Consider the following 24,218-nt stretch of genomic DNA (forward strand, 5'->3'; position numbering starts at 1 on the left):
ACCTGTTACATATGCGTGCTGCCCATTACGGGAGGATAGGATGACAGCGCCCGAAGATATATTGAGTTTCTGGCTCGACGAGGTCGGGCCGAAGGGTTGGTACGAGGCATCCGACGATCTGGACGAGACGGTGCGCGAAAGGTTTCTTGATGCCTATCGGCGCGCCTGTGACGGCACCAACGGCCTGTGGCTGACCTATCCGAGCGGCACACTCGCCTATATCATCCTGATGGATCAGTTTCCGCGCAACATGTTCCGGGACGACGCGCAAGCCTTTGCCACCGACAAGTTCGGGCTGGCAGCCGCGAAGGCCGCGATCAACAAGGGCTGGGACACGCGCATTGACGTGCCTGCGCGGCAATTCTTCTACCTGCCGTTGATGCATTCCGAGAACCTGTGCGACCAGGATCGCTGCGTGCGGCTGATCTGTGAGCGGATGCCCGAGGACGGCGAGGGCAACTTGCTGCATGCGCGCGCCCACCGCGAGGTGATCCGCAGCTTCGGCCGCTTTCCGTATCGCAACGAGGTGCTGGGGCGTACGAGTTCGGACGCCGAGAAGACCTTCATGAAGAAGGGCGGCTACGGCGGTGTCGTGCGCGAGCTTCAGGACGCCGACGCCGCCGCCTGACGCCTGGCGCGTGACACCTTGGAAAACATGGACAAACCGGGCCGGCCCGTGGCATCTTGTTGCGGGCAGGCTTTGCCGCGTTGTGGTCGTCTGCGAGATAGTTTAATATCAAACTATATTTTGGACACACCGGGAAACGGAGCATCGCATGGCCGCGCAATCCTATGACATGATCGTAATCGGGGCAGGACCGGGCGGCTATGTCGCCGCCATCCGGGGCGCGCAGCTGGGCCTGAAGGTGGCCGTGGTCGAGCGTGAGCACCTGGGCGGGATCTGTCTGAACTGGGGTTGCATCCCGACGAAGGCGATGCTGCGTTCGTCCGAGGTGTTTCATCTGATGCACCGGGCCAAGGAGTTCGGATTGAAGGCCGAGAAGATCGACTATGACCTTGACGCGGTGGTCAAGCGGTCGCGCGACGTGGCCAAGCAACTGACCTCGGGCGTCGGTCACCTGATGAAGAAAAACAAGATCACCACGATCATGGGCGAGGCCAAGCTGACGGCCAAGGACAAGGTTTCGGTCAAGACCGAGAAAGGCAGCGAGGAACTGACCGCCAAGACGATCGTTCTGGCCACCGGCGCGCGGGCGCGGGAACTGCCGGGGCTCGAGGCCGATGGCGACCTCGTCTGGACCTACAAGCACGCGCTGAAGCCGCCCCGGATGCCGAAGAAACTGCTGGTCATCGGCTCGGGCGCGATCGGGATCGAGTTCGCCAGCTTCTACAACACGCTGGGCGCCGAGACGACCGTGGTCGAGGTGATGGACCGCATCCTGCCGGTCGAGGATGCCGAGATCGCGAAATTCGCGAAGAAGGCGTTCGAGAAGCAGGGCATGAAGATCATGGAGAAATCCACGGTCAAGCAGCTGGACCGCGCCAAGGGCAAGGTGACCGCCCATATCGAGACCGGCGGCAAGACCGAGAAGCTGGAGTTCGACACGGTGATTTCCGCCGTGGGGATCGTCGGTAATACCGAGAACCTCGGCCTGGAGGACCTGGGCATCAAGGTGGACCGCACGCATGTGGTGGTGGATGAATACTGCCGCACCGGCGTGGACGGGATCTATGCCATCGGCGACCTGGCCGGCGCGCCCTGGCTGGCGCACAAGGCCAGCCACGAGGGCGTGATGGTGGCCGAGCTGGCCGCCGGCGGGCACCCGCACCCGGTGCGCCCGGACAGCATCGCCGGCTGTACCTATTGCCACCCGCAGGTGGCCAGCGTCGGCCTGACCGAGGCCAAGGCCAAGGAGGCGGGATACGAGGTGAAGATCGGCAACTTCCCCTTCATCGGCAACGGCAAGGCCATCGCCCTGGGCGAGGCGGAAGGCATGATCAAGACGGTGTTCGATGCCAAGACGGGCGAACTTCTGGGCGCGCACATGGTCGGCGCGGAAGTGACCGAGCTGATCCAGGGCTATGTCGTGGGCCGGCAGTTGGAGACCACGGAAGAGGACCTGATGCACACTGTCTTCCCGCACCCGACGCTGTCGGAGATGATGCATGAAAGCGTGCTGGATGCCTATGGGCGGGCGGTGCACTACTGAATCGAGCGCCTGCGGCGCGCAGGTTTGGTAAAAGCGGGGGCGCTGCCCCCACGTTGAAACGACGTTTCAACGTTCCCCCGGGATATTTCCGGCCAGAGGAAGCGGTGCGGGGCTTTTCGCATCGGGCCGCTTCTGAGATGGTGCGCTTGTCGATCACCTTGAAAGTGTAGCGGAATGGCGAGCCTCAATCGTATCGTGATGTACCAAAGTTCCCGGAAATGGTTCGAGGACATGAACCTTGCCGATATGGAGGCCGCCGAGGTGTCGGGCAAGCATGGCCGTCGTTACGAGTTCAAGAGCTATGAACGGTTCCGCTTTCCGGCCTATGATATTTGCGCCGGGCCCTATACCGACGAGGCGGGAACGGTGCGGCAATTCGATATCGTGCTGGCCAACCAGGTTTGGGAGCATCTGGACCGGCCCTATGCCGCGACGCGCCATGTGCTGGAGATGCTGCGCCCCGGCGGGTATTTCTGGGTCGCGGTGCCGTTCTTCATCCCGTATCACGGCGACCCGGTGGATTGCTCGCGCTGGACGGCACGTGGGCTGAAGAACCTGTTGATCGAGGCCGGGTTCGAGGAAGACAGGATCCGGTCCGAGCAATGGGGCAACCGGCTGGCCGGACTGCGGAACCTGGGTGAGGACTGGCCGCCGGAATATGACCCGGAGCGCGACAATCTGGACAATGACCCGGCCTTTCCGATCTGTTCCTGGGCGCTGGCGCGAAAGTGATGTGCAAATAAACTGTGGATAAAGCAGGCACTGCTGACAGCCGGTGACACGTGTTCCTGTTGTGTTCCGTTTTTCCCCTTGGAAGAGGGAGCGCCGTAAACTATCTGTCAACGAGTGAGACACCGGGGGCAGTATGGCCGAGCTGAAGAACATCGAAGTACGGGGCGCGCGCGAGCATAACCTCAAGAACATCGACGTGGACATTCCGCGCAACGAGCTTGTGGTGATCACCGGGCTGTCGGGCTCGGGCAAGTCGAGCCTGGCGTTCGACACGATCTATGCCGAGGGGCAGCGGCGCTATGTCGAAAGCCTGTCGGCCTATGCGCGGCAGTTCCTGGACATGATGGAAAAGCCGGACGTGGACCATATCAGCGGGCTGTCCCCGGCGATTTCCATCGAGCAGAAGACGACCAGCAAGAACCCGCGCTCGACCGTCGGCACGGTGACGGAGATTTACGATTACCTGCGGCTTCTGTTCGCACGGGTCGGCACGCCCTATAGCCCTGCCACCGGCAAGCCCATCGAGGCGCAGCAGGTGCAGGACATGGTCGACCGGGTGCTGGCGATGGAGGAGGGTACGCGGGCCTTCCTGCTGGCGCCCATCGTAAGAGACCGCAAGGGCGAGTATCGCAAGGAATTCCTGGAACTGCGCAAGCAGGGCTTTCAGCGTGTGAAGGTGGACGGCACGTTCTATGACCTCGACGAGCCGCCGACGCTGGACAAGAAGTTCCGCCATGACATCGATGTGGTGGTCGATCGGATCGTGGTGAAGGACGGGATCGGCACGCGGCTGGCGGACAGTTTCCGCACCGCGCTGGACCTTGCCGACGGGATCGCCATCTTCGAGACCGCGCCGAAGGAAGGCGAGCCGGAACGCACGACGTTTTCCGAGAATTTTGCTTGTCCCGTCAGCGGCTTCACCATCCCCGAGATCGAGCCGCGGCTGTTTTCGTTCAACGCGCCTTTCGGGGCCTGCCCGGATTGTGACGGTCTGGGGATGGAGCTGTTCTTTGATGAACAACTCGTGGTGCCTGATGCGGCGCTGAAGCTTTATGACGGTGCGCTGGCGCCGTGGCGGAAAGGCAAGTCGCCCTATTTCCTGCAAACCATCGAAGCCATCGCGCGACATTACGAATTTGATGCGAATACGCCGTGGCGTGACCTGCCGGCGCATGTGAAGCAGGTGTTCCTGCACGGTTCGGGCGACGAGGAGATCCAGTTCCGCTATGACGAGGGGGGCCGCGTCTATCAGGTGTCCCGCGTGTTCGAGGGGGTGATCCCCAACATGGAGCGGCGCTATCGCGAGACGGACAGCAGCTGGATTCGCGAGGAGTTCGAGCGGTATCAGAACAACCGGCCCTGCGGCACCTGCGGCGGCTATCGCCTGCGGGAAGAGGCGCTGGCGGTGAAGATCGGCAAGCCCGACGACCTGCGCCATATCGGGCAGGTGGTGCAGATGTCGATCCGCGAGGCGTTCGACTGGTGCGAGACCGTGCCGGAGGCGCTGACGCAACAGAAGAATGAGATCGCGCGGGCGATCCTGAAGGAGATCCGCGAGCGGCTGGGGTTCCTGAATAACGTCGGCCTCGAATACCTGACGCTGAGCCGGAATGCAGGGACGCTTTCGGGTGGCGAGAGCCAGCGTATCCGGTTGGCCAGCCAGATCGGGTCTGGCCTGACGGGCGTGCTCTATGTTCTGGACGAGCCGTCCATCGGGTTGCACCAACGGGACAACGGGCGGTTGCTGCAGACACTCCAGAACCTGCGCGACCAGGGCAATACCGTGATTGTGGTGGAGCATGACGAGGAGGCCATTCGCACCGCCGACTATGTCTTCGATATCGGTCCCGGTGCAGGGGTGCATGGCGGCGATGTGGTCAGCCATGGCAAGCCCGAGGCGGTCGCGGCGGACAAGAACTCGATTACCGGGCAGTACCTGTCGGGGCTACGCGAGATTTCCGTCCCGGCGGAGCGGCGCAAGGGCAATGGCAAGCAGATCAAGATCGTCAAGGCGACGGGCAACAACCTGAAGGGCGTGGATGCCGAATTTCCGCTGGGCAAGTTCGTCTGCGTGACGGGTGTGTCTGGGGGCGGCAAGTCCACCCTGACCATCGAGACCCTCTTCAAGACGGCCTCGATGCGCCTCAATGGCGCGCGGCAGACGCCCGCACCTTGCGAGACGATCAAGGGGCTGGAGCATCTGGACAAGGTCATCGACATCGACCAGCGTCCCATCGGACGCACGCCACGCTCGAACCCGGCCACCTACACGGGCGCCTTCACGCCGATCCGCGACTGGTTTGCCGGGCTGCCCGAGGCCAAGGCGCGCGGCTACAAGCCTGGGCGGTTTTCCTTCAACGTCAAGGGCGGGCGCTGCGAGGCGTGCCAGGGCGATGGGGTCATCAAGATCGAGATGCACTTTTTGCCGGATGTCTATGTCACCTGCGAGACCTGCAACGGTGCGCGTTACAACCGGGAGACGTTGGAAATCCAGTGGAAAGGCAAGAGCATAGCGGACGTTCTTGATATGACGGTCGAGGATGCGCAGGAGTTCTTCAAGGCGGTGCCGAGCATCCGCGAAAAGATGGATGCGCTGATTCGCGTCGGCCTGGGCTATATCAAGGTGGGCCAGCAGGCGACAACGCTGTCGGGCGGCGAGGCGCAGCGCGTGAAGCTGTCGAAGGAACTGGCCAAGCGGTCCACGGGCCGGACGCTCTATATTCTCGATGAGCCGACCACGGGCCTGCATTTCGAGGACGTGAAGAAGCTGCTGGAAGTGCTTCATGAGCTTGTGGAAAGTGGCAATACGGTCGTGGTGATCGAGCACAATCTGGACGTGGTCAAGACCGCCGACTGGATTGTGGATATCGGCCCCGAGGGCGGCGATGGCGGCGGGGAGATCGTGGCCGTGGGCACGCCCGAGGATGTGGCCGAGGTAGAGCGCAGCCATACCGGGCGCTATCTGAAAGACATGTTGGCGGCGCGGAAGGTCGCCGCGGAGTGAGGCGGTTTGCCTTTGTCCTGTTGGGGCTGATGCTGCCCTGCGGGGCGTGGGCGCAGGCCGGGCCGGATTGCGGATTTGCGGAAGAGCCCTGTTTCTGCGGTGGGCTATTTGCCGTGCTGGAGGTTGGCGACGGCGATGCCGCGTTCGAAACCGATTTGCGCGCCCGGGCCGCCGAGATGCGCGCGCGTGTGCAAGCGTTTCACGGGGAAACGGCGGGAAACAGGCTTTACGACGGCTGGGTGTCAGCGTGGCGCGACCTGCCTCGGGGCGCCGATGGCCAGGTCATGCTGGCTGAAGGGCTGGCGTGGTGTGAAGGCTATGTCACCGGCGCGGTTGGGCGACCGAGCGTATCGGTCAACCCTTGAAGGACAGAAATTTCAAGAAGTTGGTCGCCGTTCTTAATTCAGAACCCGTGCCGCCGCCCCGATGAGATCCAGCACTTCGCGGGTCTCGCGATCGACGCGCAAAACCTGATCGCCGACGCGGTAATAGGTGCCATAGGGGTCCAGCCCGTAGCGGCCCGGATCGCGGATGACGATATAATCGCCGTCGATGATGTCGCCCCGGCGATATCCGTCGTACCGGTCACGGTCATAGCCCGAATGTTTCTTCGCCTGGCCAGGTGGGACGCAGGGCACGGCCTTCTTTGCCAGCCCCGGAGGGCAGTTGGGTTTGGCGGCAACGGGGCCCGCAAGGGCCATGGCTACGACGGAGGCTGTCAGTATTGGCTTCCACATTGGCGTTCTCCTTTTGCTTTGTCACGTAACACGCGTGCAAAAGGAGCGTTCCGCACGATCGGGTATGCGAGCGGTTTCGTGCCGGTCTGGCCGGGTCGCGTGTGGCATGCCGTGGAACGGGGGCGCTGCCCCCGCGCCGAAACGAGGTTTCGGCGCTCCCCCGGGATATTTACGGCCAGAGGAAGAGGCGGCTCAGCCCTGGCGGCCGCGTTTCTCGAACCGGGGCAGCATCGCGCTGAAATCGCGGCCATTGCCGTCCTCGTCCTCGACGAAGCGGCGGTAGAGGTCGCGGGCGGCCTGGCCGATGGGGGTGTCCGCGTCGGCGGATTCGGCGGCCTGCATGGCCAGGGTCAGGTCCTTGAGCATCAGTTCGGCGGCGAAGCCCGGCTTGTAGTCATTGTCGGACGGCGATTGCGGGCCGATGCCCGGGGCGGGGCAGTAGGCGTTCATCGACCAGCTGTAGCCCGACGAGGTCGAGACAACGTCGAACATCGCCTGCCGGTCGAGCCCGAGCTTGTCGGCCAGCGCGAAAGCCTCGCAGGTGACGATCATGGTGGCGCCGAGGATCATGTTGTTGCAGATCTTGGCGGCCTGACCGTTGCCCGAGGGGCCGCAATGCACCGCCTTTTGGCCCATGATGTCGAAGAGCGGCTTGGCGGTCTCGAACGCGGTTTCGTCGCCGCCCACCATGAAGGTGAGCGTGCCGCCCTGCGCGCCGCCGATGCCGCCTGAAACCGGCGCGTCGAGCGCACCGAGGCCGGCCGCATTGGCCTGCTCGGCCACGGCGCGGGCGCTGTTGACGTCGACGGTGGAGCAATCGAGCAGCACGGCGCCCTTTTTCATGGCCGGGATCACGGCGTCGGCCACGCTTCGGAGGATCTGGCCGTTGGGCAGCATGGTGATGACCACGTCGGCGTCAGCCACTGCGGCTTCGGCGCTGGAGGCCTCGGCCACGCCTTCGGCGGTGGTGCCGGCGGTGTCGAAGCCTGTCACCTCGTGCCCGGCGGCGGCCAGGTTGGCGGCCATGGGCGCACCCATGTTGCCCAATCCGATGAAGCCGATTTTCATTGTCAGTCCCTTTCTCAGGTCTCGAATGTCATTTCGTTCTCGCCCAAGGGCGCGAGCATGTCGCGCGCCGCCTCGACGGGCGGATTGGCGAGGTCGTGCTGCCAGTTCGGGCTGCGGTCCTTGTCGATGACCGCGGCGCGGATACCTTCGAGGAAGTCTCCGTTTTCCATGGCGCGGAAGGTGAACCTGTATTCCAGCTCGAGCGCGCGGCGGATATCGGCCATCGGTCCGCGCAGGCGGTGCAGCATCTCGACAGCGCAGGCCATCGAGAGCGGCGAGTTGCGCCGCATCGCCTTGAGCGCATCGGCGGCAAAGTCGCTGTCCGAGGCCTCCAATCTGGCAAGGATGGATTGTAGGGTTTCGCCGTTGAAATGGGCGTCGATCTCGGACTGCCGGTCGCGCAGCACCCCATGCGGGGGCGCCTCTCTGTGCGGGTCGAGATCAGAGGGGTTGCCGCTTTGCTCCAGCGTTTCGATCAGGCCGGGCCATTTCTCCTGCGGGATGTAGCAATCGGCGAAACCGGCATGGATCGCGTCCTCGGGGCCCATGCGGGCGGTGGTCAGGCCGAGATATTCGCCCATATGGCCGGGCGCATTGGCAAGAAGAATCGACCCGCCCACATCGGGCACCAGCCCGATGCCGCATTCCGGCATGGCGATCTGGCTGCTGTCGCAGACGATCCGGTGCGAGCCGTGGCAGGAAATGCCGACGCCGCCGCCCATGGTGAAGCCCTGCATGAAGGCGATATAGGGTTTGGGGTATTCGGCGATCTTGGCGTTCAGGCGGTATTCGTCGCGCCAAAAAGTCTGCCCATAGGCGAAATCGCCCGCGCGGCCGGTGTCGTAAAGCTGCTGGATGTCGCCGCCCGCGCAGAAGGCCTTGTCGCCCTCGGCGTCGATGATGACCAGTGCCACGTCGTCGTCGGTGGCCCAATCGTCCAGCGCCGCCTCGATGGCAAGGCACATGTCGTAGGACATGGCGTTGAGCGCCTTGGGGCGGGTGAGGGTGATGCGGCCCGCGCGGCCGGTTTTGCGGATCGAGATGTCAGGCATGCGTTGCACTCCACTCCGCTAGGTCGCATTCAGCTTCGTTCCGAAACTCATTCGATGGATTGGCATTCCCCAAGACATTCGCGAAGCCTGCGAGATACCCCACGCAGAGATCGCTGATGACACGCAGGGAAATGGGGGCAGTCGCCAAGAGGAAGAAACCATATAAGGCCATGAGAAACGCAAGGCTTTGACCTGTTGAAAACACCGTGGCGAGCGCAGGCAGGCAAAGCCCCAAGCTAAGACCTGGGAGAAAAAACCAAACCAGGCCCAAGGCCCCGAGGGGAAAACAGAACAGCAAATGTGTCGATTGGATCGCGCTTGCTGTCCAGACGCGGTGTCGCAGGAACGCACCGTAGAGCCGTGAGGCTTTCAAGGCGGAGTACCAGTTGCCGATCATGCGTCCGCCAGCATATGCCGCGCCACGATCAGGCGCATGATCTCGTTGGTGCCTTCGAGGATCTCGTGCACGCGCAGGTCGCGGACCAGCTTTTCGATGCCGTAATCGGCGAGGTAGCCGTAGCCGCCATGCAGTTGCAGGCACTGGTTGACGATCCGGCTGCCGGCCTCGGTGACGAATTTCTTGGCCATGGCGCAGTATTTCGTCGCGTCGGGGGCCTTGGTGTCGAGCTTCCAAGCGGCCTGGCGCAGGAAGACGCGGGCGGCCTGCAGCTCGATTTCCAGGTCGGCCAGGCGGAACTGCAGGGCCTGGAACTGGTCGATGCTTTGCCCGAAGGCCTTGCGCTCGCGCATGTAGGCCTTGGTCATGTCGAGTGCCTGTTGCGCGGCACCCAGTGAACAGGCGGAGATGTTGAGGCGTCCGCCATCTAGACCGGCCATGGCATAGCTGAAACCCTTGCCCTCCTCGCCGACAAGGTTGTCGGCGGGGATGGTGCAATCGTCGAACTGCACCTGCGCCGTGGGTTGGCTGCGCCAGCCCATCTTGTCTTCCAGCCCGCCAAAGCTGAGCCCGGGCGTGCCGTCCTCGACATAGACGGTGGAGATGCCTTTGGGGCCATCCTCGCCGGTGCGGACCATGCAGACATAGGCGTCCGAATAGCCGCCGCCCGAGATGAACGCCTTGGTGCCGTTGAGCGTGTAGCCGTCGTTGGTGCGCGCGGCGCGGGTTTTCAGCGCGGCGGCGTCCGAGCCGGAGCCGGGTTCGGTCAGGCAGTAGGAGAGCACCGTCTTCATCGGGATCACGTCGGGCAGGACGCGGGCCTTGAAATCGTCGCTGGCGAAGTTGTCGATCATCCGGGCGCACATGTTGTGGATCGACAGGAAGGCCGCGACCGAGGGGCAGGCCATGGAGAGCGCCTCGAACACCAGTGTCGCGTCGAGGCGGGAAAGGCCGGCGCCGCCGGACTCCTCGCTGACGTAGAGACCACCGAAGCCCAGCTCGCCTACTTGCGGCCACAGCTCTTTCGGGATGGTGCCCTGCGCCTCCCAGTCGTGGGCATGAGGCGCGATGGCATCCTGCCCGAAGGCATGGGCCATGTCGAATATGGCGGTCTGTTCCTCGCTGAGCGCGAAATCCATCGCGGGGTCCTCCTCGTCTTACCCGGGTGAGTAATTGAACGTGTGTTTAATTAACCTGTTCATGGCGGCGTCGCAAGGTGTGATCCGAAGGTGACGCAGAACGCGGCGCGGAATCAAGGGCGGTCTGGCGTCACCCTTGCCAAAGAAAAAGGCGCCGCACCACCGTGCCGCGCCTTTTGCGATTTGGGATGTGGCCGGGGATCAGAGCACCAGCACCTGCGTGCCCACCTCGGTCTTGGCGAAAAGCTCGGCGATATGCTCGTTGTAGAGGCCGATGCAGCCCGAGGAGGAGCGGCGTCCGATCTTGCGGGTGTCGTGGGTGCCGTGGATCAGGTAGGCGGGCCAGCTGAGATACATGGCGTGCGTGCCCAGCGGGTTGCCGGGGCCGGCATCCATGAAATCGGGCAGGCTGGGGTCGCGGGCCTTCATGTTCTCGGTCGGCGTCCAGGTCGGGCCGACCTTCTTGCGCACGACCTCGGTATAGCCGCGGCGGGTCAGCTCATCGGTCATCGGCACCGAGGAGGGGTAGAGCGAGTAGACGCCATTCGCGTTCCAGTGATGTACCGCGCGGCTATTGATGTCGCACACGATACGGCCGTTGCCGAGGCTGTCGAAATAATCGTTCCAGTCGCGCGTCGTGAAGGAGGACGCGTTGCGCTTGACCGACGAAGACAGCGGCGCGTTGTCCTGCGCCAGCAGCACGGACGGGGCCGCAAGGCTGGCTGCGGCTCCGAGCAGAGTGGCGCGGCGTGTAAAACGTGTCTTGGACATGAGAATGCTCCGTGTACTTGTATTCTGGCTCTATTTAACCGGATCGGCGGAAAGGTTAAGGGAAAACCCGCGCCATTATGCCCGCTCACGCAGGTTTGAAGGCCGCGGCGGCGATAACGCGCCTATCGCGTGCCTCCGTGTTACAGGTCGGCGTGGAATTCCTCGACGAGGTGGCGCACCACGGCGCGCAGGGCCGCGTCCGGCGTGGCGCCATCGTCCTTTGCGGCGTCGAAGGCGCGGCGCTGCCGCGTGGAGGAGGTGCCGGTGCGCATCACCTCGCGCACGGTCTCGACCTCGGAGATGCAGGCAAAATAGCGGGCGTCCTCGTCGATCAGTTCCAGCAGCTCCTCGGCCAGTTCCGCCATGGGCACGATCGCACCGCGGCCGAAGTCGATCAGGCCCTCGCGGGTGCCATAGCGCTGCGCGCGCCAGCGGTTCTCGTTCACCAGGAAGGGGTCGTAGATGCGCCAGCGCTGGTTCTTGGTGGCCAGCCGCCACAGCATCCGGGTGATGCACTGCGTCAGCGCCGCCAGCATCAGAGTGTGTTCCAGCCGGGGCTGCACGTCGCAGATGCGCGATTCGATGGTGGGAAACTTGGACGAGGGGCGCAGGTCCCACCAGATCTTGCTGGCGTCCTCGATCACGCCCAGATCGGTCAGCGAGTTCACCGAGCGCTCGAATTCGGCAAAGCTTTCCATGCGCGGGGGCAGGCCGGTGCGCGGCAGGTTGTCGAACACCGTCAGCCGGTAACTGTCAAGCCCGGTGTCGTGCCCCTGCCAGTAGGGCGACGAGGTGGAGAGCGCCAGCAGGTGCGGCAGGAAGTAGGTCAGCTGGTTCATCAGGTCGACGCGGCGGTCCGTCTTTTCGATCCCGACATGGACATGCATCCCGCAGATCAGCATGCGCTGCACCACGCCCGCCAGATCGTCGCTGAGCGCGTTGTAACGGTCCTTGTCGGTGTGGTGCTGGTTGCGCCAGTCGGAAAACGGGTGGCAGGACGCGGCGATGGGCAGGAGGTTGTGCGCGGCGGCGTGCTTCGACACGCAGGCCCGCAGCCGCTTGAGGTCCTCGCGGGCCTCGGAGACGTCCTTGCAGACCTTGGTGCCGATCTCGATCTGGCATTTGAGGAACTCGGGCGCGACCTGGTCCTGCAATTCCTCGGCGCAGGCGTCCATCATGCCGGAGGGCGCCTCGGCCAGGTCGAGGCTGTCGCGGTCCACCAGCAGGTATTCTTCCTCGATGCCGATGGTGAAATCGGGGCCGTCGTGGGTCATGGCTGCCCTCCCTGTCGGACGATACCAGCAGGAAAGGGGCCTGTTTGGCAAGCGTTTGGTGCAGCGGCGGCGCGATGCGCGGTCGGCGTCAGCGGCCCATCGCCGCCATCGCCGCGGCGACCAGGGCGGTCAGCCTTTCCCCGGCATTGCCCGAGGGCGCAAGCGCCGCGCTCTGGCCGTAAAGCGAGAACTGGTGCGCGGGGCCGTCGGCCGCCAGGAGGGGGCGGCTGTAGTGATACATCAGCGGGAAGGGGGCGGCGTCCACCTGAGCCATCGCGTCGATCCATGGCGTGCGGTGCGCTCGCGCCGGGCGGCCCGACCCGGCCCGCGTGACCCGGGTGCTTTCGTCGGTGCCCAAGCCCACCGCCTCGGGGTGATGGGGTTTGCGATGGGCCTCGTCGGCGGTGATGAAGGCGGTGCCGATCTGCACGCCCGCCGCGCCGAGCGCGAAGGCGGCGGCGATGCCTCGCCCGTCGGCGATGCCGCCTGCGGCGATGACTGGCACATCGACCGCGTCGACCACCTGTGGCAACAGCGAAAAGAGCCCCACCTGCGCGTCGTTCTCCAGTTCCAGGAACAGGCCCCGGTGCCCGCCAGATTCCCACCCTTGCGCGATGATGGCATCCACGCCGCGCTCGGCCAGCCAGCGGGCTTCGGCCACGGTGGTGGCTGAACTCAGGATCTTGCAGCCCTTGTCCTTCAGCGCCCTTACGGCCGCATCCTCGGGCAGGCCGAAGTGAAAACTGACCACCGCCGGGGGGCGCGCCAGCAGGCAGTCGAGCTGCGCCTGTCTAAAGGGCTGAAACGACGGGGCCGGCATCTCATCGGGAAGGGGAGCGCCAGCCGCTTCGTAATGCGGGCGCATCGCTTCGATCAGTGCAGCATGATGATCCTCGGAAATCTCCTGCGGTTCGTGGCAGAAGAAGTTGAGGTTCACCGACCGGTTCGTGGCCCCCGCCAGCGCCTCCATATCCTCGGCCAGCTTTTCCGGTGACAGCGTCGCACAACCGTGCGAGCCCAGCCCGCCCGCGTTCGACACTGCCGCGACCATGGCCGGGGTCGTGGTACCCGCCATGGGGGCCTGGATGACGGGATGCTCGATCCCCAGAAGCTCGCAAAGCCGCGTGTCAGGCCACATCGTTCGATCCTTTCAAAACGACACCGGGCCGCGGCGGTGTCCCGCGCGGCCCGGTCAGTATCCTCATGGCACGGCGATCAGTCCATCGCCTTGAAGTTGAACTCGCCGCCTTCCTTGATGCCGCTGGGCCAGCGGGCCGTCACGGTCTTGGTGCGGGTGTAGAACTTGAAGGCATCGGGGCCGTGCTGGTTCAGGTCGCCGAAGGCCGACTTTTTCCAGCCGCCGAAGGTGTGGTACGCGAGCGGCACAGGGATCGGGACGTTCACGCCGATCATGCCGACATTCACCCGGTTTGCGAAGTCACGCGCGGCGTCGCCGTCACGGGTGAAGATCGCCGTGCCGTTGCCCATCTCGTGGTCCATCGCCAGCTTCAGCGCCTCGTCGTAGGAGCCGGCGCGGACGGTCGACAGGACCGGACCGAAGATTTCCTGCTGGTAGATGTCCATGTCCGGGGTCACCTTGTCGAAGAGGTGCGGACCGACGAAGAACCCGTCCTCGTAGCCTTGCAGTTTGAAGTCGCGGCCGTCGACGACCAGTTCCGCGCCTTGCTGCACGCCGGACTCGATCAGGCCCAGGATCTTTTCCTTGGCGGCGGCGGTCACGACGGGGCCGTAATCCACGTCGTCGCCGGCGGTGTAGGGGCCGACCTTCAGCTTCTCGATGCGCGGCACCAGCTTTTCGATCAGGCGATCCGCGGTCTCGTCGCCCACGGGGACGGCGACCGAGATGGCCATGCAGCGTTCACCGGCGGCACCGTAGCCCGCGCCAATGAGCGCGTCGGCGGCCTGGTCCATGTCGGCGTCGGGCATGACGATCATGTGGTTCTTGGCCCCGCCGAAGCACTGCACGCGCTTGCCGTTGGAGCAGCCGCGGCCATAGATGTACTCGGCGATCGGGGTCGAGCCGACGAAACCGATGGATTGCACCGTCTTGTTGTCGATCATCGCGTCGACGGCCTCCTTGTCGCCGTTCACGACCTGAAGCAGGCCCTTGGGCAGGCCGGCCTCTTCCATCAGTTCGGCCAGCATGATCGGCACCGAGGGGTCGCGCTCGGACGGCTTCAGGATGAAGGCGTTGCCGCAGGCCAGCGCCGGTGCGAACATCCACATCGGGATCATGGCGGGGAAGTTGAAGGGCGTGATGCCGCCCGTGACGCCCAGCGGCTGGCGCATGGAATACATGTCGATGCCGGGGCCGGCAGAGTCGGTGAACTCGCCCTTCAATAGTTGCGGCGCGCCGATGCAGTATTCCACCACTTCAAGGCCCCGCTGAACGTCGCCCTTGGCGTCGGGGAAGGTCTTGCCGTGCTCGGAGCTCAGCGTCTCGGCCAGCTTGTCCATGTCGCGGTTCAGAAGGCGCACAAATTCCATCATGACCCGCGCGCGGCGTTGCGGGTTGGTGGCGCCCCAGGCGGGCTGCGCCTTGGCGGCGATCTCGACCGCCTGGTCGAACTCTTCCTTGCTGGCCAGCGGGCAGCGGGCCTGAACCTCGCCGGTGGCCGGGTTGTAGACGTCGGAAAAACGGCCCGACTGGCCGGGCACGCGCGCGCCATCGATATAATGCGTCAGGTCTTTCATGTCGGTCCTCCTCGGGTTTGGGCGCAGGTTAGCGTTGCGTTTTTGGCGGGAAAAGAGGCAATATTCCAAAAAGGTCTTGCAGAAATGCAAAGCAAGGCGCGGCGCCGGAGGGTAGGGACATGGTATCGAACTGGGATGATCTGCGCGTGTTCCTTGCAGTGGCGCGCACCGAAAGCCTGTCTGCCGCGGGCCGTGCACTGAAGCTCGACCCCGCCACGGTGGGGCGCCGTATCGCGCGGCTGGAGGCCGATACCGGCGCGCCGCTTTTCGCCAAGTCCCCCACCGGCTATGCGCTGACCGATGCGGGCCAGCGCCTGATGGGGCATGTGGGCCGCGCCGAGACGGCGATGCGCGATGCCGACGAGGAGATGGCGGGGCAGGCGGGGGGCCTGTCGGGGCAGATCCGTATCGGGGCGCCGGATGGCTGCGCCAATTTCATCCTGCCGCAGGTCTGTGCGCAGATGGGCAAGGACAACCCGGACCTCGATTTGCAGATCGTGGCGCTGCCCCGCGTCTTCAACCTCAGCCGGCGCGAGGCGGACATGGTCATCGCGGTCAGCCCACCCTCGGCGGGGCGCTTGAGCGTGCAGAAAATCACCGATTACAAGCTGCATCTTGCGGCCGTGCGCTGGTACCTGCGCCAGGCGCCGCCGATCGAAAGGCTGGGCGATCTCGCGGCCCATCGCATGGTCGGCTACATCCCCGACATGATCTTCGACAAGGAACTCGACTATCTGGGCGAAACCGGGGCGGACCGGGTCGCGCTGGCGTCGAACTCGGTCTCGGTGCAGGCGCATTGCATCCAGCAGGGCGGCGGTGTCGGCATCATGCACGACTTCGCCATGCCATTCTTTCGACGGTTGCAAAAGCTGTTGCCGGACACGTTCAGCCTGACACGCAGTTTCTATCTCGTGCGGCACCAGGACGACCGCAGGCTTGACCGGATGAACCGCTTTGCCGCCGCCCTTTGCGAGGGAATCCGCGCCGAGGTGGCCCGGCTGGAAGCCGAAGCTTGACAGGACTCAGGTTCTGGGGAACGCTGTTCATCTGAAATCATTGAAGAAATGAGGGTCCGGATGATCGTTCAACAGATACTAAAGTCTAAGGAAAGCGACAAGGTGATCACCGTAACGCCCGAGACCCTGGTGTCCGAGGCAGCGCAAATTCTGGCCAAGCACCGGATCGGCGGTTTGGTCGTGTCTGTGGATGGCACCACCGCAGACGGCATCCTGTCGGAACGCGACATCGTGCGCGGCCTGGCCACGTCGGGCCCGGGTTGCCTCAATGACAAGGTGTCGGACCTGATGACGCCGAAACCCGTCTGCTGCACCCGGCAGGACAGCGCCGACACCGTTCTGGTGCGCATGACCGACGGCCGTTTCCGTCACATGCCCGTGGTCGATGACGAAGGCAAGCTTGTCGGCATGGTCACGATCGGTGACGTGGTGAAGGCCCGGCTGCAAGAGTTGTCGATGGAGAAGGCCGCGCTTGAAAGCATGGTGATGGGACACTGATCCCGACCGGCGCAAGACGAGCGCATGGGGAACAGTGGAACCACGGGGGTACGCCCGCCGGGTTTCATCGTTCGGGATATATTTAATTCGGCACTGTCGCTTGCAATTTTCCAACGCTTGTAGTTGCTTGCAGGGCGTCACGACACGAAGGAAACCCCCATGCGCATCGGTCTCTACCCCGGCACGTTCGATCCGATCACCCTGGGTCATACCGACATCATCGCCCGCGCCGCCACGCTGGTGGACCGGCTGGTCATCGGCGTGGCGATCAACCGCGACAAGGGCCCGCTTTTCACGCTGGAAGAACGCGTGGCGATGGTCGAGGCGGAGTGCATCGGCATCAGCGCCGCCACCGGTACCGAGATCGTGCCGCATCCGTTCGAGAACCTGCTGATCGACTGCGCCCGCGACGTGGGCGCCAGCGTGATCATCCGCGGCCTGCGCGCCGTGGCCGATTTCGAGTACGAGTTTCAGATGGTCGGGATGAACCGCGCCATGGACGACCGGATCGAGACGGTGTTCCTGATGGCCGACGCGCGCCGCCAAGCGATTGCCAGCAAGCTGGTCAAGGAAATCGCGCGGTTGCATGGCGACGTGACCCGCTTCGTCACGCCGGCCGTCAAGGAGGCGCTGGAAGACCGGTTCAGCGGCTGACCTGCACGGCCTAACGCCAGAAGGCGAGCCACTCGATCAGGTCGACCGTCTTGCGGGCCAGAAAGAACGACGCCTGCATGTCGTTGTATATATAGTCCCAGCCAAGCCCCGCGATGATCAGCAGGGCCAGGAAAAGCGCGATCTTGTTCGTCATGTGCCGCTACCGTTCTTCCGCCCCCCGGCACTCGTATGCCTTAGCCGGGGTACGTCATGCAAGAGGTATGAAAAAGCCCCCCGGCAGCGGCTCTGCCGGAGGGCTTGAATATGTCAACGCGGCCTGAGCGGCGTCAGGCGAGACGCGCCATCGCCACGGCCACGTCGGCCATGCGGCACGAAAAGCCCCACTCGTTGTCGTACCACGCCAGCACGCGCACCAGCCGCCCGCCGGTCACGCGGGTCTGGTCGGGCGCGAAGATCGAGCTTTCCTCGGTGTGATTGAAATCGACCGACACCTTGGGTTCGGGATCGTAGCCCAGAACGCCCTTCATCGGACCTGCCGCCGCCTCGGCCATAATGGCGTTCACGTCGTCCGCGGTCACGTCCTTCTTGGCGAGGAATGTGAGGTCCACCGCCGACACGTTCGGCGTGGGCACGCGGATGGCTGAGCCGTCAAGCTTGCCCTTAAGGTCGGGCAGCACCTCGCCCAACGCCTTGGCGGCGCCGGTGGAGGTGGGGATCATCGACATCGCTGCGGCGCGCGCGCGGTAGAGGTCCTTGTGGCGACGGTCCAGCGTCGGCTGATCGCCGGTATAGGCGTGGATCGTGGTCATGATGCCGCTCTCGATGCCGATTGCCTCGTGCAGGACCTTGGCCACGGGTGCAAGGCAGTTGGTGGTGCAGGAGCCGTTCGAGATCATGCGTTCGCCGGCCTGCAATTCGCCGTCGTTGACGCCGTAGACGACGGTGCGGTCCACGTTCTTGCCGGGCGCCGACAGCAGAACCTTGCCTGCGCCGCGCTCAAGGTGTTTCTTGGCCTTCTCGCCGTCGTTGAACTTGCCCGTGCATTCCAGCACCACGTCGACACCGGACCAGTCCAGATCGTCCATGTCGTAGGTCGAGAACATCTCCATCGGGCCGCGGCCCAGATCCATCGTGCCGTCGCCCAGCGTGATGTCGCCCGGAAAGCGGCCATGCACGCTGTCGTATTTCATCAGGTGCGCCGCGGTTTCCAGCGGGCCGGTGGCGTTGACCTTTGCGACCTTGATGTCGTTGCGGGTGCTGGCGGCGATATGGGCCAGGGTGCAGCGGCCGATCCGGCCGAATCCGTTGATGCCGACAGTGACGGTCATTTTGTTCTCCTATCCGGGTGTCGGGGGCGATATAGACCCAAGGATGCCGCGCTGAAACCCTTAAAGCGCAGGGGTTTGAGGTGTTAGCGTTAACCGTTTGCGCAAACCCTCTTTCGCAGGGCATGATTGCGCTAACTATACCGAACCAAGCGTAACGAGGGGCAAGAGCATGAGCGGATTTCTGGCACTGCTGGACGATGTGGCGAGCCTGGTCAAGGTGGCGGCCGCGTCGATCGACGATGTGGCGGGGCAGGCGGCCAAGGCGGGGGCCAAGGCAGCCGGGGCCGCGATCGACGATGCGGCGGTGACGCCCAAATACCTGACCGGTTTCGCGCCCGCCCGAGAATTGCCGATCGTGTGGAAAATCGCGCGGGGGTCGCTGTTCAACAAGATGGTCTTCCTGTTGCCGGCGGGGCTGGCCATGTCAAACTTCGCGCCGTGGCTGATCCCGCCCCTGCTGATGCTGGGCGGCGCGTATCTATGTTTCGAGGGGGCTGAAAAGGTGGCGCATGCGCTTGGCGTGAACAAGCACCATGGCGGGCCGGACGGCAGCCACCAGACCAAGGATCCCGCGCATCTGGAGGAACAGAGGGTTCAGGGGGCGATCAAGACCGATTTCATCCTGTCGGCCGAGATCATGACCATCGCACTGTCGAACATACCGCCCAGCAATTTCTGGATGGAGGCCGCGGTGTTGGCAATGGTCGCGGTGGGGATCACCGTGGCCGTCTATGGCGCGGTCGCGCTGATCGTAAAGGCGGATGATGCGGGGCTGTTCATGGCCCAGAACGGCAACCTTGGCGTGACACGCTGGGTCGGGCGCAAGATCGTCAAGGGGATGCCGTATTTCCTGAAGTTGCTGATGTTCGTCGGTACGGCGGCGATGCTGTGGGTCGGCGGTGCGATCATCCTGCACAGCATGGCCGAGATGGGATGGTCGATGCCCTATGACACGATCCACCACTGGGCCGAGGACGCCGCCCACGCAGTTGACCAATTCCGAGGTTTTGTCGCCTGGGCCGTGCAGGCGGCGGCGGACGGGGTGTTCGGGCTGGTTCTGGGCACGCTGCTCATCCCGATCGGCACCAAGCTGGTGGCGCCGGTCTGGGCATCGATGTTCGGAAAAGGCGCGGCCCATTGAGCCGCGCCTGATGCGTAGGAATATCGCCGGCAAGAGGTCCCGGAGCATGTCCGGGACGGGTGCGTTCACCCTCAGCTGTCGCTGCCGTCTGTCGTGATCCGCACGAGACGGCCGTCCTCGTAATCCGTGATTGCCAGGATCGAGCCGTCGCTGTCCATCTGGACATCGCGCACGCGGCCCAGGTCCATTGCCATGCGCTCTTCCGCCGCGACCTTGCCGTCTGCGTCGAGTTCCAGCCGGACGATGCCCCCGGGCTTGAGCGATCCGATCAGGAAATCGCCGTCCCAGTCGCTGAACATTCCGCCGTCATAGGCGATCATGTCCCCTGGCGCGATCACCGGGTCCCAAAAATAGACCGGCTGTTCCATGCCTTCCTGCTGTGCCTCGCCCGAGCCGATGGGCGAGCCGCCATAGGTCTCGCCATAGGAGATGACCGGCCAGCCATAATTCTTGCCCGGCTCCGGCCGGTTCAATTCGTCGCCGCCCTTGGGCCCGTGCTCGATGGTCCAGAGCGTGCCGTCGCGCATGGTTGCACCCTGGACGTTGCGGTGGCCATAGGACCAGATGCTGTCGATGGCGTTCTCGTTGCCGACAAAGGGATTGTCCTCGGGCACTTCGCCATCAAGCGTCAGGCGCACGATGACGCCGTATGTGTTCGACGTGTCCTGTGCATAATCCCGGTACTTCATCGATGAGTGTTCGCCGGTGGTGATGAACACGTGCCCGTCACCGTCAAACTCGATTACCGAGCCGAAATGCTTGGGCACGGTGGCGCCCGGTTCCTGCACGAAGATATCCGTCAGGTCGCTGACCTCGGTCATGTCCTCGCTGAGCGTCCCGTAGGCGACGGCGGTGGCCATCAGGCCATCCCCCACCGGCTTGGCGTAGCTGATGTAGATCCGGCGGCTCTCGTCGAAGTCGGGCGCCAGCACGACGTCGAGAAGCCCGCCCTGACCCTGTGCCGCGACTTCGGGCATGCCCGTGATCGGATCGGACATCGTGCCGTCCTCGGCCACGTGGCGCAGGCGGCCCGGGCGTTCGGTCACAAGAAACCCGGCGTCTTCGGGCAAGACCGCGATCCCCCAGGGATGAACCAGCCCGGTCGCGATATCGGTGACCTGAAGCGCGACGTCGCTGGATTCGAGCGGCGCGCGGAACTGGCCCTCAAAGGCCGGTTCGAGGTCGGTATTGCGGGGCGCACGCTCGAACTCCTGCCCGAAGGCGGGCAGGGCGACAAGAATGGCTGTTCCGGTCAGGATCGGACGAAAAGTCATGTGGGGTTTCTCCTCTGATGCATCTCAGGGAAAACCCGGGCGCGCGCGCGGGGTTCCGCGCGCGCAATCACGTAAACGTCAGAGCAGGGACTTGGCCTTCTCGGCCACGGCCTCGGCGGTGATGCCGAACTGCTCGTAGAGGACCTCGGCCGGGGCCGATGCGCCGAAGCCGTGCATCCCGACAAAGCCGGACTTTTCGCGCTTTCCTCGCTCGCCGAAAAGCCAGCGGTCCCAGCCGAAGCGGATGGCCGCCTCGACCGCCACGCGCACGGGACCGGCAGGCAGGACCTTGCGGCGATAGGCCTCGTCCTGTTCCTCGAAAAGTTCCCAGCAGGGCATCGAGACGACGCGCGTGCCGATGCCTTCGGCCTGCAACAGGTCGCGCGCGGCCATGGCAATCGCCACTTCAGAGCCCGTCGCCATCAATAGCGCCTGCCGCTTGCCTTCGGCATCGGCCAGAACGTAGGCGCCTTGCGCCGTCAGGTTCTTCTGCTTGTGCTCGGTGCGCAGGGTCGGCACGCCCTGACGGGTCAGCGACAGAACCGACGGAGTAGATTTCGAGGTCAGTGCCAGTTCCCATGCCTCGGCAGTCTCGACCGTGTCGCAGGGACGGAAGACGTTGGTGTTGGGCGTCGCGCGGCTGATTGCCAGATGCTCGATCGGCTGGTGGGTGGGGCCATCCTCGCCCAGGCCGATGCTGTCATGGGTCATGACGAAGACGCTGGGCACCTTCATCAGCGCGGCCAGCCGCATCGCAGGGCGTGCATAATCGGTGAAGCACATGAACGTGCCGCCGTATGGGCGGATGCCGCCATGCAGGGCCATGCCGTTCATCGCGGCGGCCATGCCGTGCTCGCGGATGCCGTAATGGATGTAGCGGCCCTTGCGATTGCCCTCGTCGAACACGGTCATGTCGCCCGACCTGGTGTTGTTCGAGCCGGAAAGGTCGGCCGAGCCGCCGATGGTCTCCGGCATGACGGGGTTCACCACCTCCAGCACCATCTCGCTGGATTTGCGGGTGGCGACCTTGGGACACTCCTCGGAAATCTGCTTTTTCAGCGCCCGGATCCGGGAGGCGAGCGATTTCGGCGCGTCGCCTGCCATCACGCGGGCGAATTCGGCCTGCCGACGGTCGCTGAGCTCGCCCATGCGGGTCTTCCACTCGGCATGGGCCTCGGCCCCGCGTTTGCCGATCGTCTCCCAGGCTTTCTTGATGTCGGCGGGCACCTCAAAGGGGCCGGTGGTCCAGCCATAGGCCTCTTTCGCGGCTGAAATCTGGTCGGCATCCGTGAGCGCGCCGTGACCTTTCGAGGTGTCCTGCGCGGCGTGGCCCAAAGCGATATGCGTCTTGCAGGCGATCATGGTCGGGCGGCGGCTGGTCTTGGCCTTTGTCAGCGCCGCGTCGATCTCCTCGGGGTTATGCCCGTCTATCTCTATCACCTGCCAGCCTTCGGCGCGGAAGCGTTTCACCTGATCGGTGCGGCTGGCCAGTTCCACCTTGCCGTCGATAGTGATGCTGTTGTTGTCCCACAGCACGATCAGCTTGCCCAGGCCCAGGCGCCCCGCAAGGCCAACGGCCTCGTGGCTCACGCCCTCCATCAGGCAGCCGTCGCCGGCGATGACGTAGGTGTGGTGATCCACCGCCTTCTTGCCGAACCGCGCGCGCAGCGCCTCCTCGGCAATGGCGAAACCAACGGCGTTCGAGATGCCCTGACCGAGCGGGCCGGTCGTGGTCTCGATCCCGTCATGCATGAAGTTTTCCGGGTGGCCCGCCGTGATCGCGCCCCACTGGCGGAAGTTCTTGATCTGGTCGAGCGTCATGCCCTCGTAGCCCGTGAGGTAGAGCAGCGAGTAAAGCAGCATCGAGCCGTGGCCGGCCGACAGGATGAACCGGTCTCGGTCGGGCCAGTTGGGGGCGCTCGCGTCGAATTTCAGGTGCTTTTCATACAGCACCGTCGCCACGTCGGCCATGCCCATGGGCATGCCGGAATGGCCCGAATTGGCCGCGTGCACCGCGTCGAGCGTCAGCGCGCGAATGGCGGCGGCCTTGTTCCAGTGATCGGGATGAGCAGAGCGCAGGGCAGCGATATCCACGGGGCAGCGTCCTTTGTTCAGGAATGGCGTTCGGGCCCGTGCATACCAGCCCCGAAGCAAAGATCAAGCGCCCCGGCGCCGCCGGGGTTGCAGTATCACCTTAAGGGGCGCAATTTGTGCAACCATTGGGTAGAGTTGCGGCACATGCTTAACGCAAGCGATTCGCGGGCCGCCCGGCACAGGGGCAGAGCAGGCCGGATCGGATCGCGCCAGGATAGAGACAGGCAAAGCGGTACGGGGACCGAGGACATGAGCGAAATCGACGAATTGCAGCGGCGCATCAACGCCGCGCTCGACCGGATCGGGCGGGGACTGGAGGCCGGGGCCGGCACCGCGGTGGACCCCGCGGAACTGGCCGAGGCCAAGCAGGCCCTGGCGGACGAGAAGCTGGCCAACGAACAGCTTGAAGAGCGGGTGAAAGCCTTGCGCGACAAGCGCAACGCGCTGGAAGAAGAGCTGGAGGCGCTGCGCGAGCAGAATGCGCAGTCCCTGTCGCGGCTGGATGGCGAATTGCAGTCGCTGCGCCGCGCAAACCAGCAGCTGCGCGACAACAATGCCGCCCTGCGCGAGGCCAATGCCGCCGGCGTGGGCGAGGCGCACCTGATCAACAAGTCGATGATGGCCGAACTGGAAAGCCTGCGCGCCAACCGTGCCGCCGACCGGGCCGAGACCAGCGCCATCCTGTCGGAGCTGACCGCCGTACTGGAAAGCGCCGAGACGCCTGACACCCCCACATCGGAGGACGCCTGATGCCCGAAGTCGAGATTGAGATCGGAGGCCGCACCTTCGAGGTCGCCTGCCAGGAGGGCGAGGAGCACTATCTGCACGCCGCGGCCAAGATGCTGGACGAAGAGGCCAGCGTGCTTTCGGCCCAGATCGGCCGGATCCCCGAGTCGCGGATGCTGCTGATGGCGGGGCTGATGCTGGCCGACAAGACCGCGGGCGTACAGGACAAGCTGCGCGAGGCCGCGGACAAGATGGCCGAGAAAGAGGCCGAACTGGATCAGTTGCGCAATGCGCCGCAGCCCCAGCCGGAGCGGGTCGAAGTGGCCGTGATCCCCGAACAGGTGACGGAATCGCTGGCCGAGATCGCCGCCCGCGCCGAGAGCCTCGCGGACCAGATCGAAAGCTGACGGGCATCAGCTTTGCGGCGTAAGTCTTTGTAAAAATTGAGCCCCGGCATGTAACATGC

The 24,218-nt window shown here is 64.4% G+C and carries 24 protein-coding genes; 11 read left to right on the top strand and 13 right to left on the bottom strand.

The annotated features are described in order from the left end of the window. Positions 1 to 40 precede the first annotated feature (40 nt). From RBB31_RS08670 to RBB31_RS08690, 5 genes are all read left to right on the top strand, one after another. Positions 41 to 628 (top strand): DUF924 family protein, encoded by a 588-nt coding sequence (locus RBB31_RS08670; RefSeq protein WP_306128884.1) that lies wholly within the window; start codon positions 41 to 43, stop codon positions 626 to 628. Between the two features lie 148 nt (positions 629 to 776). Beyond that, entirely contained in the window at positions 777 to 2,171 is a 1,395-nt protein-coding gene (gene lpdA / locus RBB31_RS08675; protein WP_306128885.1) for a dihydrolipoyl dehydrogenase, read from the top strand. A 174-nt stretch (positions 2,172 to 2,345) separates the two neighbouring features. After that, positions 2,346 to 2,903: a bifunctional 2-polyprenyl-6-hydroxyphenol methylase/3-demethylubiquinol 3-O-methyltransferase UbiG gene (locus RBB31_RS08680; protein ID WP_306128886.1), complete on the top strand. Its 558-nt coding sequence runs from the start codon at positions 2,346 to 2,348 to the stop codon at positions 2,901 to 2,903. 133 nt (positions 2,904 to 3,036) lie between these two features. Further along, on the top strand, positions 3,037 to 5,907 hold the full coding sequence (gene uvrA / locus RBB31_RS08685) for an excinuclease ABC subunit UvrA (protein ID WP_306128887.1): 2,871 nt from the start codon (positions 3,037 to 3,039) through the stop codon (positions 5,905 to 5,907). Then, the gene (locus tag RBB31_RS08690; RefSeq protein ID WP_306128888.1) at positions 5,904 to 6,272 is read left to right on the top strand and encodes a hypothetical protein; all 369 of its coding nucleotides are present in this window, start codon (positions 5,904 to 5,906) and stop codon (positions 6,270 to 6,272) included. The genes uvrA and RBB31_RS08690 overlap by 4 nt, the downstream gene beginning before the upstream one ends. A 33-nt stretch (positions 6,273 to 6,305) precedes the next feature. Here the strand turns inward: RBB31_RS08690 and RBB31_RS08695 are convergent, their stop codons facing one another. The 9 genes from RBB31_RS08695 to RBB31_RS08735 all read right to left on the bottom strand — a co-directional run bounded on the left by RBB31_RS08695 (position 6,306) and on the right by RBB31_RS08735 (position 15,060). Further along, a complete protein-coding gene (locus RBB31_RS08695; RefSeq protein WP_306128889.1) occupies positions 6,306 to 6,644 on the bottom strand; it encodes an excinuclease ABC subunit A in 339 nt (112 codons plus the stop codon). 192 nt (positions 6,645 to 6,836) lie between these two features. After that, positions 6,837 to 7,712: a 3-hydroxyisobutyrate dehydrogenase gene (gene mmsB / locus RBB31_RS08700; RefSeq protein ID WP_306128890.1), complete on the bottom strand. Its 876-nt coding sequence runs from the start codon at positions 7,710 to 7,712 to the stop codon at positions 6,837 to 6,839. Positions 7,713 to 7,726: 14 nt separating this feature from the next. Next, positions 7,727 to 8,764 (bottom strand): enoyl-CoA hydratase/isomerase family protein, encoded by a 1,038-nt coding sequence (locus RBB31_RS08705; RefSeq protein ID WP_306128891.1) that lies wholly within the window; start codon positions 8,762 to 8,764, stop codon positions 7,727 to 7,729. Continuing rightward, positions 8,757 to 9,161 (bottom strand): hypothetical protein, encoded by a 405-nt coding sequence (locus RBB31_RS08710; RefSeq protein ID WP_306128892.1) that lies wholly within the window; start codon positions 9,159 to 9,161, stop codon positions 8,757 to 8,759. Before RBB31_RS08710 ends, RBB31_RS08705 begins: the two co-directional genes overlap by 8 nt. Then, positions 9,158 to 10,300, bottom strand: coding sequence for an acyl-CoA dehydrogenase family protein (locus RBB31_RS08715; RefSeq protein WP_306128893.1), 1,143 nt, complete (start codon positions 10,298 to 10,300; stop codon positions 9,158 to 9,160). Before RBB31_RS08715 ends, RBB31_RS08710 begins: the two co-directional genes overlap by 4 nt. 201 nt (positions 10,301 to 10,501) lie before the next feature. After that, positions 10,502 to 11,071 (bottom strand): L,D-transpeptidase, encoded by a 570-nt coding sequence (locus RBB31_RS08720; RefSeq protein WP_306128894.1) that lies wholly within the window; start codon positions 11,069 to 11,071, stop codon positions 10,502 to 10,504. A 140-nt stretch (positions 11,072 to 11,211) separates the two neighbouring features. Continuing rightward, on the bottom strand, positions 11,212 to 12,345 hold the full coding sequence (locus tag RBB31_RS08725; protein WP_306128895.1) for a carboxylate-amine ligase: 1,134 nt from the start codon (positions 12,343 to 12,345) through the stop codon (positions 11,212 to 11,214). Between the two features lie 88 nt (positions 12,346 to 12,433). Continuing rightward, a complete protein-coding gene (locus tag RBB31_RS08730; RefSeq protein ID WP_306128896.1) occupies positions 12,434 to 13,483 on the bottom strand; it encodes a nitronate monooxygenase family protein in 1,050 nt (349 codons plus the stop codon). Between the two features lie 77 nt (positions 13,484 to 13,560). Next, positions 13,561 to 15,060: a CoA-acylating methylmalonate-semialdehyde dehydrogenase gene (locus RBB31_RS08735; RefSeq protein ID WP_306128897.1), complete on the bottom strand. Its 1,500-nt coding sequence runs from the start codon at positions 15,058 to 15,060 to the stop codon at positions 13,561 to 13,563. Positions 15,061 to 15,179: 119 nt separating this feature from the next. Between RBB31_RS08735 and RBB31_RS08740 the strand changes: the two genes are divergently transcribed. The 3 genes from RBB31_RS08740 to coaD all read left to right on the top strand — a co-directional run bounded on the left by RBB31_RS08740 (position 15,180) and on the right by coaD (position 17,228). Beyond that, positions 15,180 to 16,076, top strand: coding sequence for a LysR family transcriptional regulator (locus tag RBB31_RS08740; RefSeq protein ID WP_306128898.1), 897 nt, complete (start codon positions 15,180 to 15,182; stop codon positions 16,074 to 16,076). 60 nt (positions 16,077 to 16,136) lie between these two features. Next, the gene (locus RBB31_RS08745; RefSeq protein ID WP_306128899.1) at positions 16,137 to 16,574 is read left to right on the top strand and encodes a CBS domain-containing protein; all 438 of its coding nucleotides are present in this window, start codon (positions 16,137 to 16,139) and stop codon (positions 16,572 to 16,574) included. 159 nt (positions 16,575 to 16,733) lie between these two features. Further along, positions 16,734 to 17,228: a pantetheine-phosphate adenylyltransferase gene (gene coaD, locus RBB31_RS08750; RefSeq protein ID WP_306128900.1), complete on the top strand. Its 495-nt coding sequence runs from the start codon at positions 16,734 to 16,736 to the stop codon at positions 17,226 to 17,228. Between the two features lie 10 nt (positions 17,229 to 17,238). On the opposite strand, the gene RBB31_RS08755 is transcribed toward coaD, so the two are convergent. Further along, positions 17,239 to 17,382, bottom strand: a complete 144-nt coding sequence (locus RBB31_RS08755; RefSeq protein ID WP_306128901.1) for a glyceraldehyde-3-phosphate dehydrogenase — start codon at positions 17,380 to 17,382, stop codon at positions 17,239 to 17,241. A 133-nt stretch (positions 17,383 to 17,515) separates the two neighbouring features. Beyond that, positions 17,516 to 18,517, bottom strand: a complete 1,002-nt coding sequence (gene gap, locus RBB31_RS08760; protein WP_306128902.1) for a type I glyceraldehyde-3-phosphate dehydrogenase — start codon at positions 18,515 to 18,517, stop codon at positions 17,516 to 17,518. Positions 18,518 to 18,686: 169 nt separating this feature from the next. Between gap and RBB31_RS08765 the strand changes: the two genes are divergently transcribed. Further along, entirely contained in the window at positions 18,687 to 19,658 is a 972-nt protein-coding gene (locus tag RBB31_RS08765) for a DUF808 domain-containing protein (protein ID WP_306128903.1), read from the top strand. 71 nt (positions 19,659 to 19,729) lie between these two features. Here RBB31_RS08765 and RBB31_RS08770 read toward each other — a convergent pair whose 3' ends face one another. Both RBB31_RS08770 and tkt read right to left on the bottom strand, forming a co-directional pair. Next, positions 19,730 to 20,932 carry a PQQ-dependent sugar dehydrogenase gene (locus tag RBB31_RS08770; RefSeq protein WP_306128904.1) on the bottom strand — a complete coding sequence of 401 codons (1,203 nt, stop codon included), beginning with the start codon at positions 20,930 to 20,932 and terminating at the stop codon, positions 19,730 to 19,732. 78 nt (positions 20,933 to 21,010) lie between these two features. Beyond that, positions 21,011 to 23,026: a transketolase gene (gene tkt, locus RBB31_RS08775; RefSeq protein ID WP_306128905.1), complete on the bottom strand. Its 2,016-nt coding sequence runs from the start codon at positions 23,024 to 23,026 to the stop codon at positions 21,011 to 21,013. A gap of 249 nt (positions 23,027 to 23,275) precedes the next feature. On the opposite strand from tkt, the gene RBB31_RS08780 reads away from it, so the two are divergent. Together RBB31_RS08780 and RBB31_RS08785 are read left to right on the top strand one after the other, a co-directional pair. After that, a complete protein-coding gene (locus RBB31_RS08780) occupies positions 23,276 to 23,776 on the top strand; it encodes a hypothetical protein (protein WP_306128906.1) in 501 nt (166 codons plus the stop codon). Continuing rightward, positions 23,776 to 24,159, top strand: a complete 384-nt coding sequence (locus RBB31_RS08785; protein WP_306128907.1) for a cell division protein ZapA — start codon at positions 23,776 to 23,778, stop codon at positions 24,157 to 24,159. The genes RBB31_RS08780 and RBB31_RS08785 overlap by 1 nt, the downstream gene beginning before the upstream one ends. The last annotated feature ends 59 nt before the right edge of the window (positions 24,160 to 24,218 follow it).

The organism is Roseovarius sp. MMSF_3350 (genome assembly GCF_030733425.1).
Classification (GTDB): Bacteria; Pseudomonadota; Alphaproteobacteria; order Rhodobacterales; family Rhodobacteraceae; genus Roseovarius.

Excerpts from the sequence above, each read along its gene's own strand:
- mmsB (WP_306128890.1), bottom strand. The coding sequence starts at position 7,712 with ATGAAAATCGGCTTCATCGGATTGGGCAACATGGGTGCGCCCATGGCC.
- RBB31_RS08715 (WP_306128893.1), bottom strand. The coding sequence starts at position 10,300 with ATGGATTTCGCGCTCAGCGAGGAACAGACCGCCATATTCGACATGGCC.
- RBB31_RS08785 (WP_306128907.1), top strand. The coding sequence starts at position 23,776 with ATGCCCGAAGTCGAGATTGAGATCGGAGGCCGCACCTTCGAGGTCGCC.
- RBB31_RS08725 (WP_306128895.1), bottom strand. The coding sequence starts at position 12,345 with ATGACCCACGACGGCCCCGATTTCACCATCGGCATCGAGGAAGAATAC.
- gap (WP_306128902.1), bottom strand. The coding sequence starts at position 18,517 with ATGACCGTCACTGTCGGCATCAACGGATTCGGCCGGATCGGCCGCTGC.
- RBB31_RS08710 (WP_306128892.1), bottom strand. The coding sequence starts at position 9,161 with ATGATCGGCAACTGGTACTCCGCCTTGAAAGCCTCACGGCTCTACGGT.
- RBB31_RS08770 (WP_306128904.1), bottom strand. The coding sequence starts at position 20,932 with ATGACTTTTCGTCCGATCCTGACCGGAACAGCCATTCTTGTCGCCCTG.
- RBB31_RS08765 (WP_306128903.1), top strand. The coding sequence starts at position 18,687 with ATGAGCGGATTTCTGGCACTGCTGGACGATGTGGCGAGCCTGGTCAAG.
- RBB31_RS08720 (WP_306128894.1), bottom strand. The coding sequence starts at position 11,071 with ATGTCCAAGACACGTTTTACACGCCGCGCCACTCTGCTCGGAGCCGCA.
- coaD (WP_306128900.1), top strand. The coding sequence starts at position 16,734 with ATGCGCATCGGTCTCTACCCCGGCACGTTCGATCCGATCACCCTGGGT.
- uvrA (WP_306128887.1), top strand. The coding sequence starts at position 3,037 with ATGGCCGAGCTGAAGAACATCGAAGTACGGGGCGCGCGCGAGCATAAC.
- RBB31_RS08735 (WP_306128897.1), bottom strand. The coding sequence starts at position 15,060 with ATGAAAGACCTGACGCATTATATCGATGGCGCGCGCGTGCCCGGCCAG.
- RBB31_RS08705 (WP_306128891.1), bottom strand. The coding sequence starts at position 8,764 with ATGCCTGACATCTCGATCCGCAAAACCGGCCGCGCGGGCCGCATCACC.
- RBB31_RS08695 (WP_306128889.1), bottom strand. The coding sequence starts at position 6,644 with ATGTGGAAGCCAATACTGACAGCCTCCGTCGTAGCCATGGCCCTTGCG.
- RBB31_RS08755 (WP_306128901.1), bottom strand. The coding sequence starts at position 17,382 with ATGACGAACAAGATCGCGCTTTTCCTGGCCCTGCTGATCATCGCGGGG.
- RBB31_RS08730 (WP_306128896.1), bottom strand. The coding sequence starts at position 13,483 with ATGTGGCCTGACACGCGGCTTTGCGAGCTTCTGGGGATCGAGCATCCC.
- RBB31_RS08780 (WP_306128906.1), top strand. The coding sequence starts at position 23,276 with ATGAGCGAAATCGACGAATTGCAGCGGCGCATCAACGCCGCGCTCGAC.
- RBB31_RS08740 (WP_306128898.1), top strand. The coding sequence starts at position 15,180 with ATGGTATCGAACTGGGATGATCTGCGCGTGTTCCTTGCAGTGGCGCGC.
- RBB31_RS08745 (WP_306128899.1), top strand. The coding sequence starts at position 16,137 with ATGATCGTTCAACAGATACTAAAGTCTAAGGAAAGCGACAAGGTGATC.
- RBB31_RS08680 (WP_306128886.1), top strand. The coding sequence starts at position 2,346 with ATGGCGAGCCTCAATCGTATCGTGATGTACCAAAGTTCCCGGAAATGG.
- RBB31_RS08670 (WP_306128884.1), top strand. The coding sequence starts at position 41 with ATGACAGCGCCCGAAGATATATTGAGTTTCTGGCTCGACGAGGTCGGG.
- lpdA (WP_306128885.1), top strand. The coding sequence starts at position 777 with ATGGCCGCGCAATCCTATGACATGATCGTAATCGGGGCAGGACCGGGC.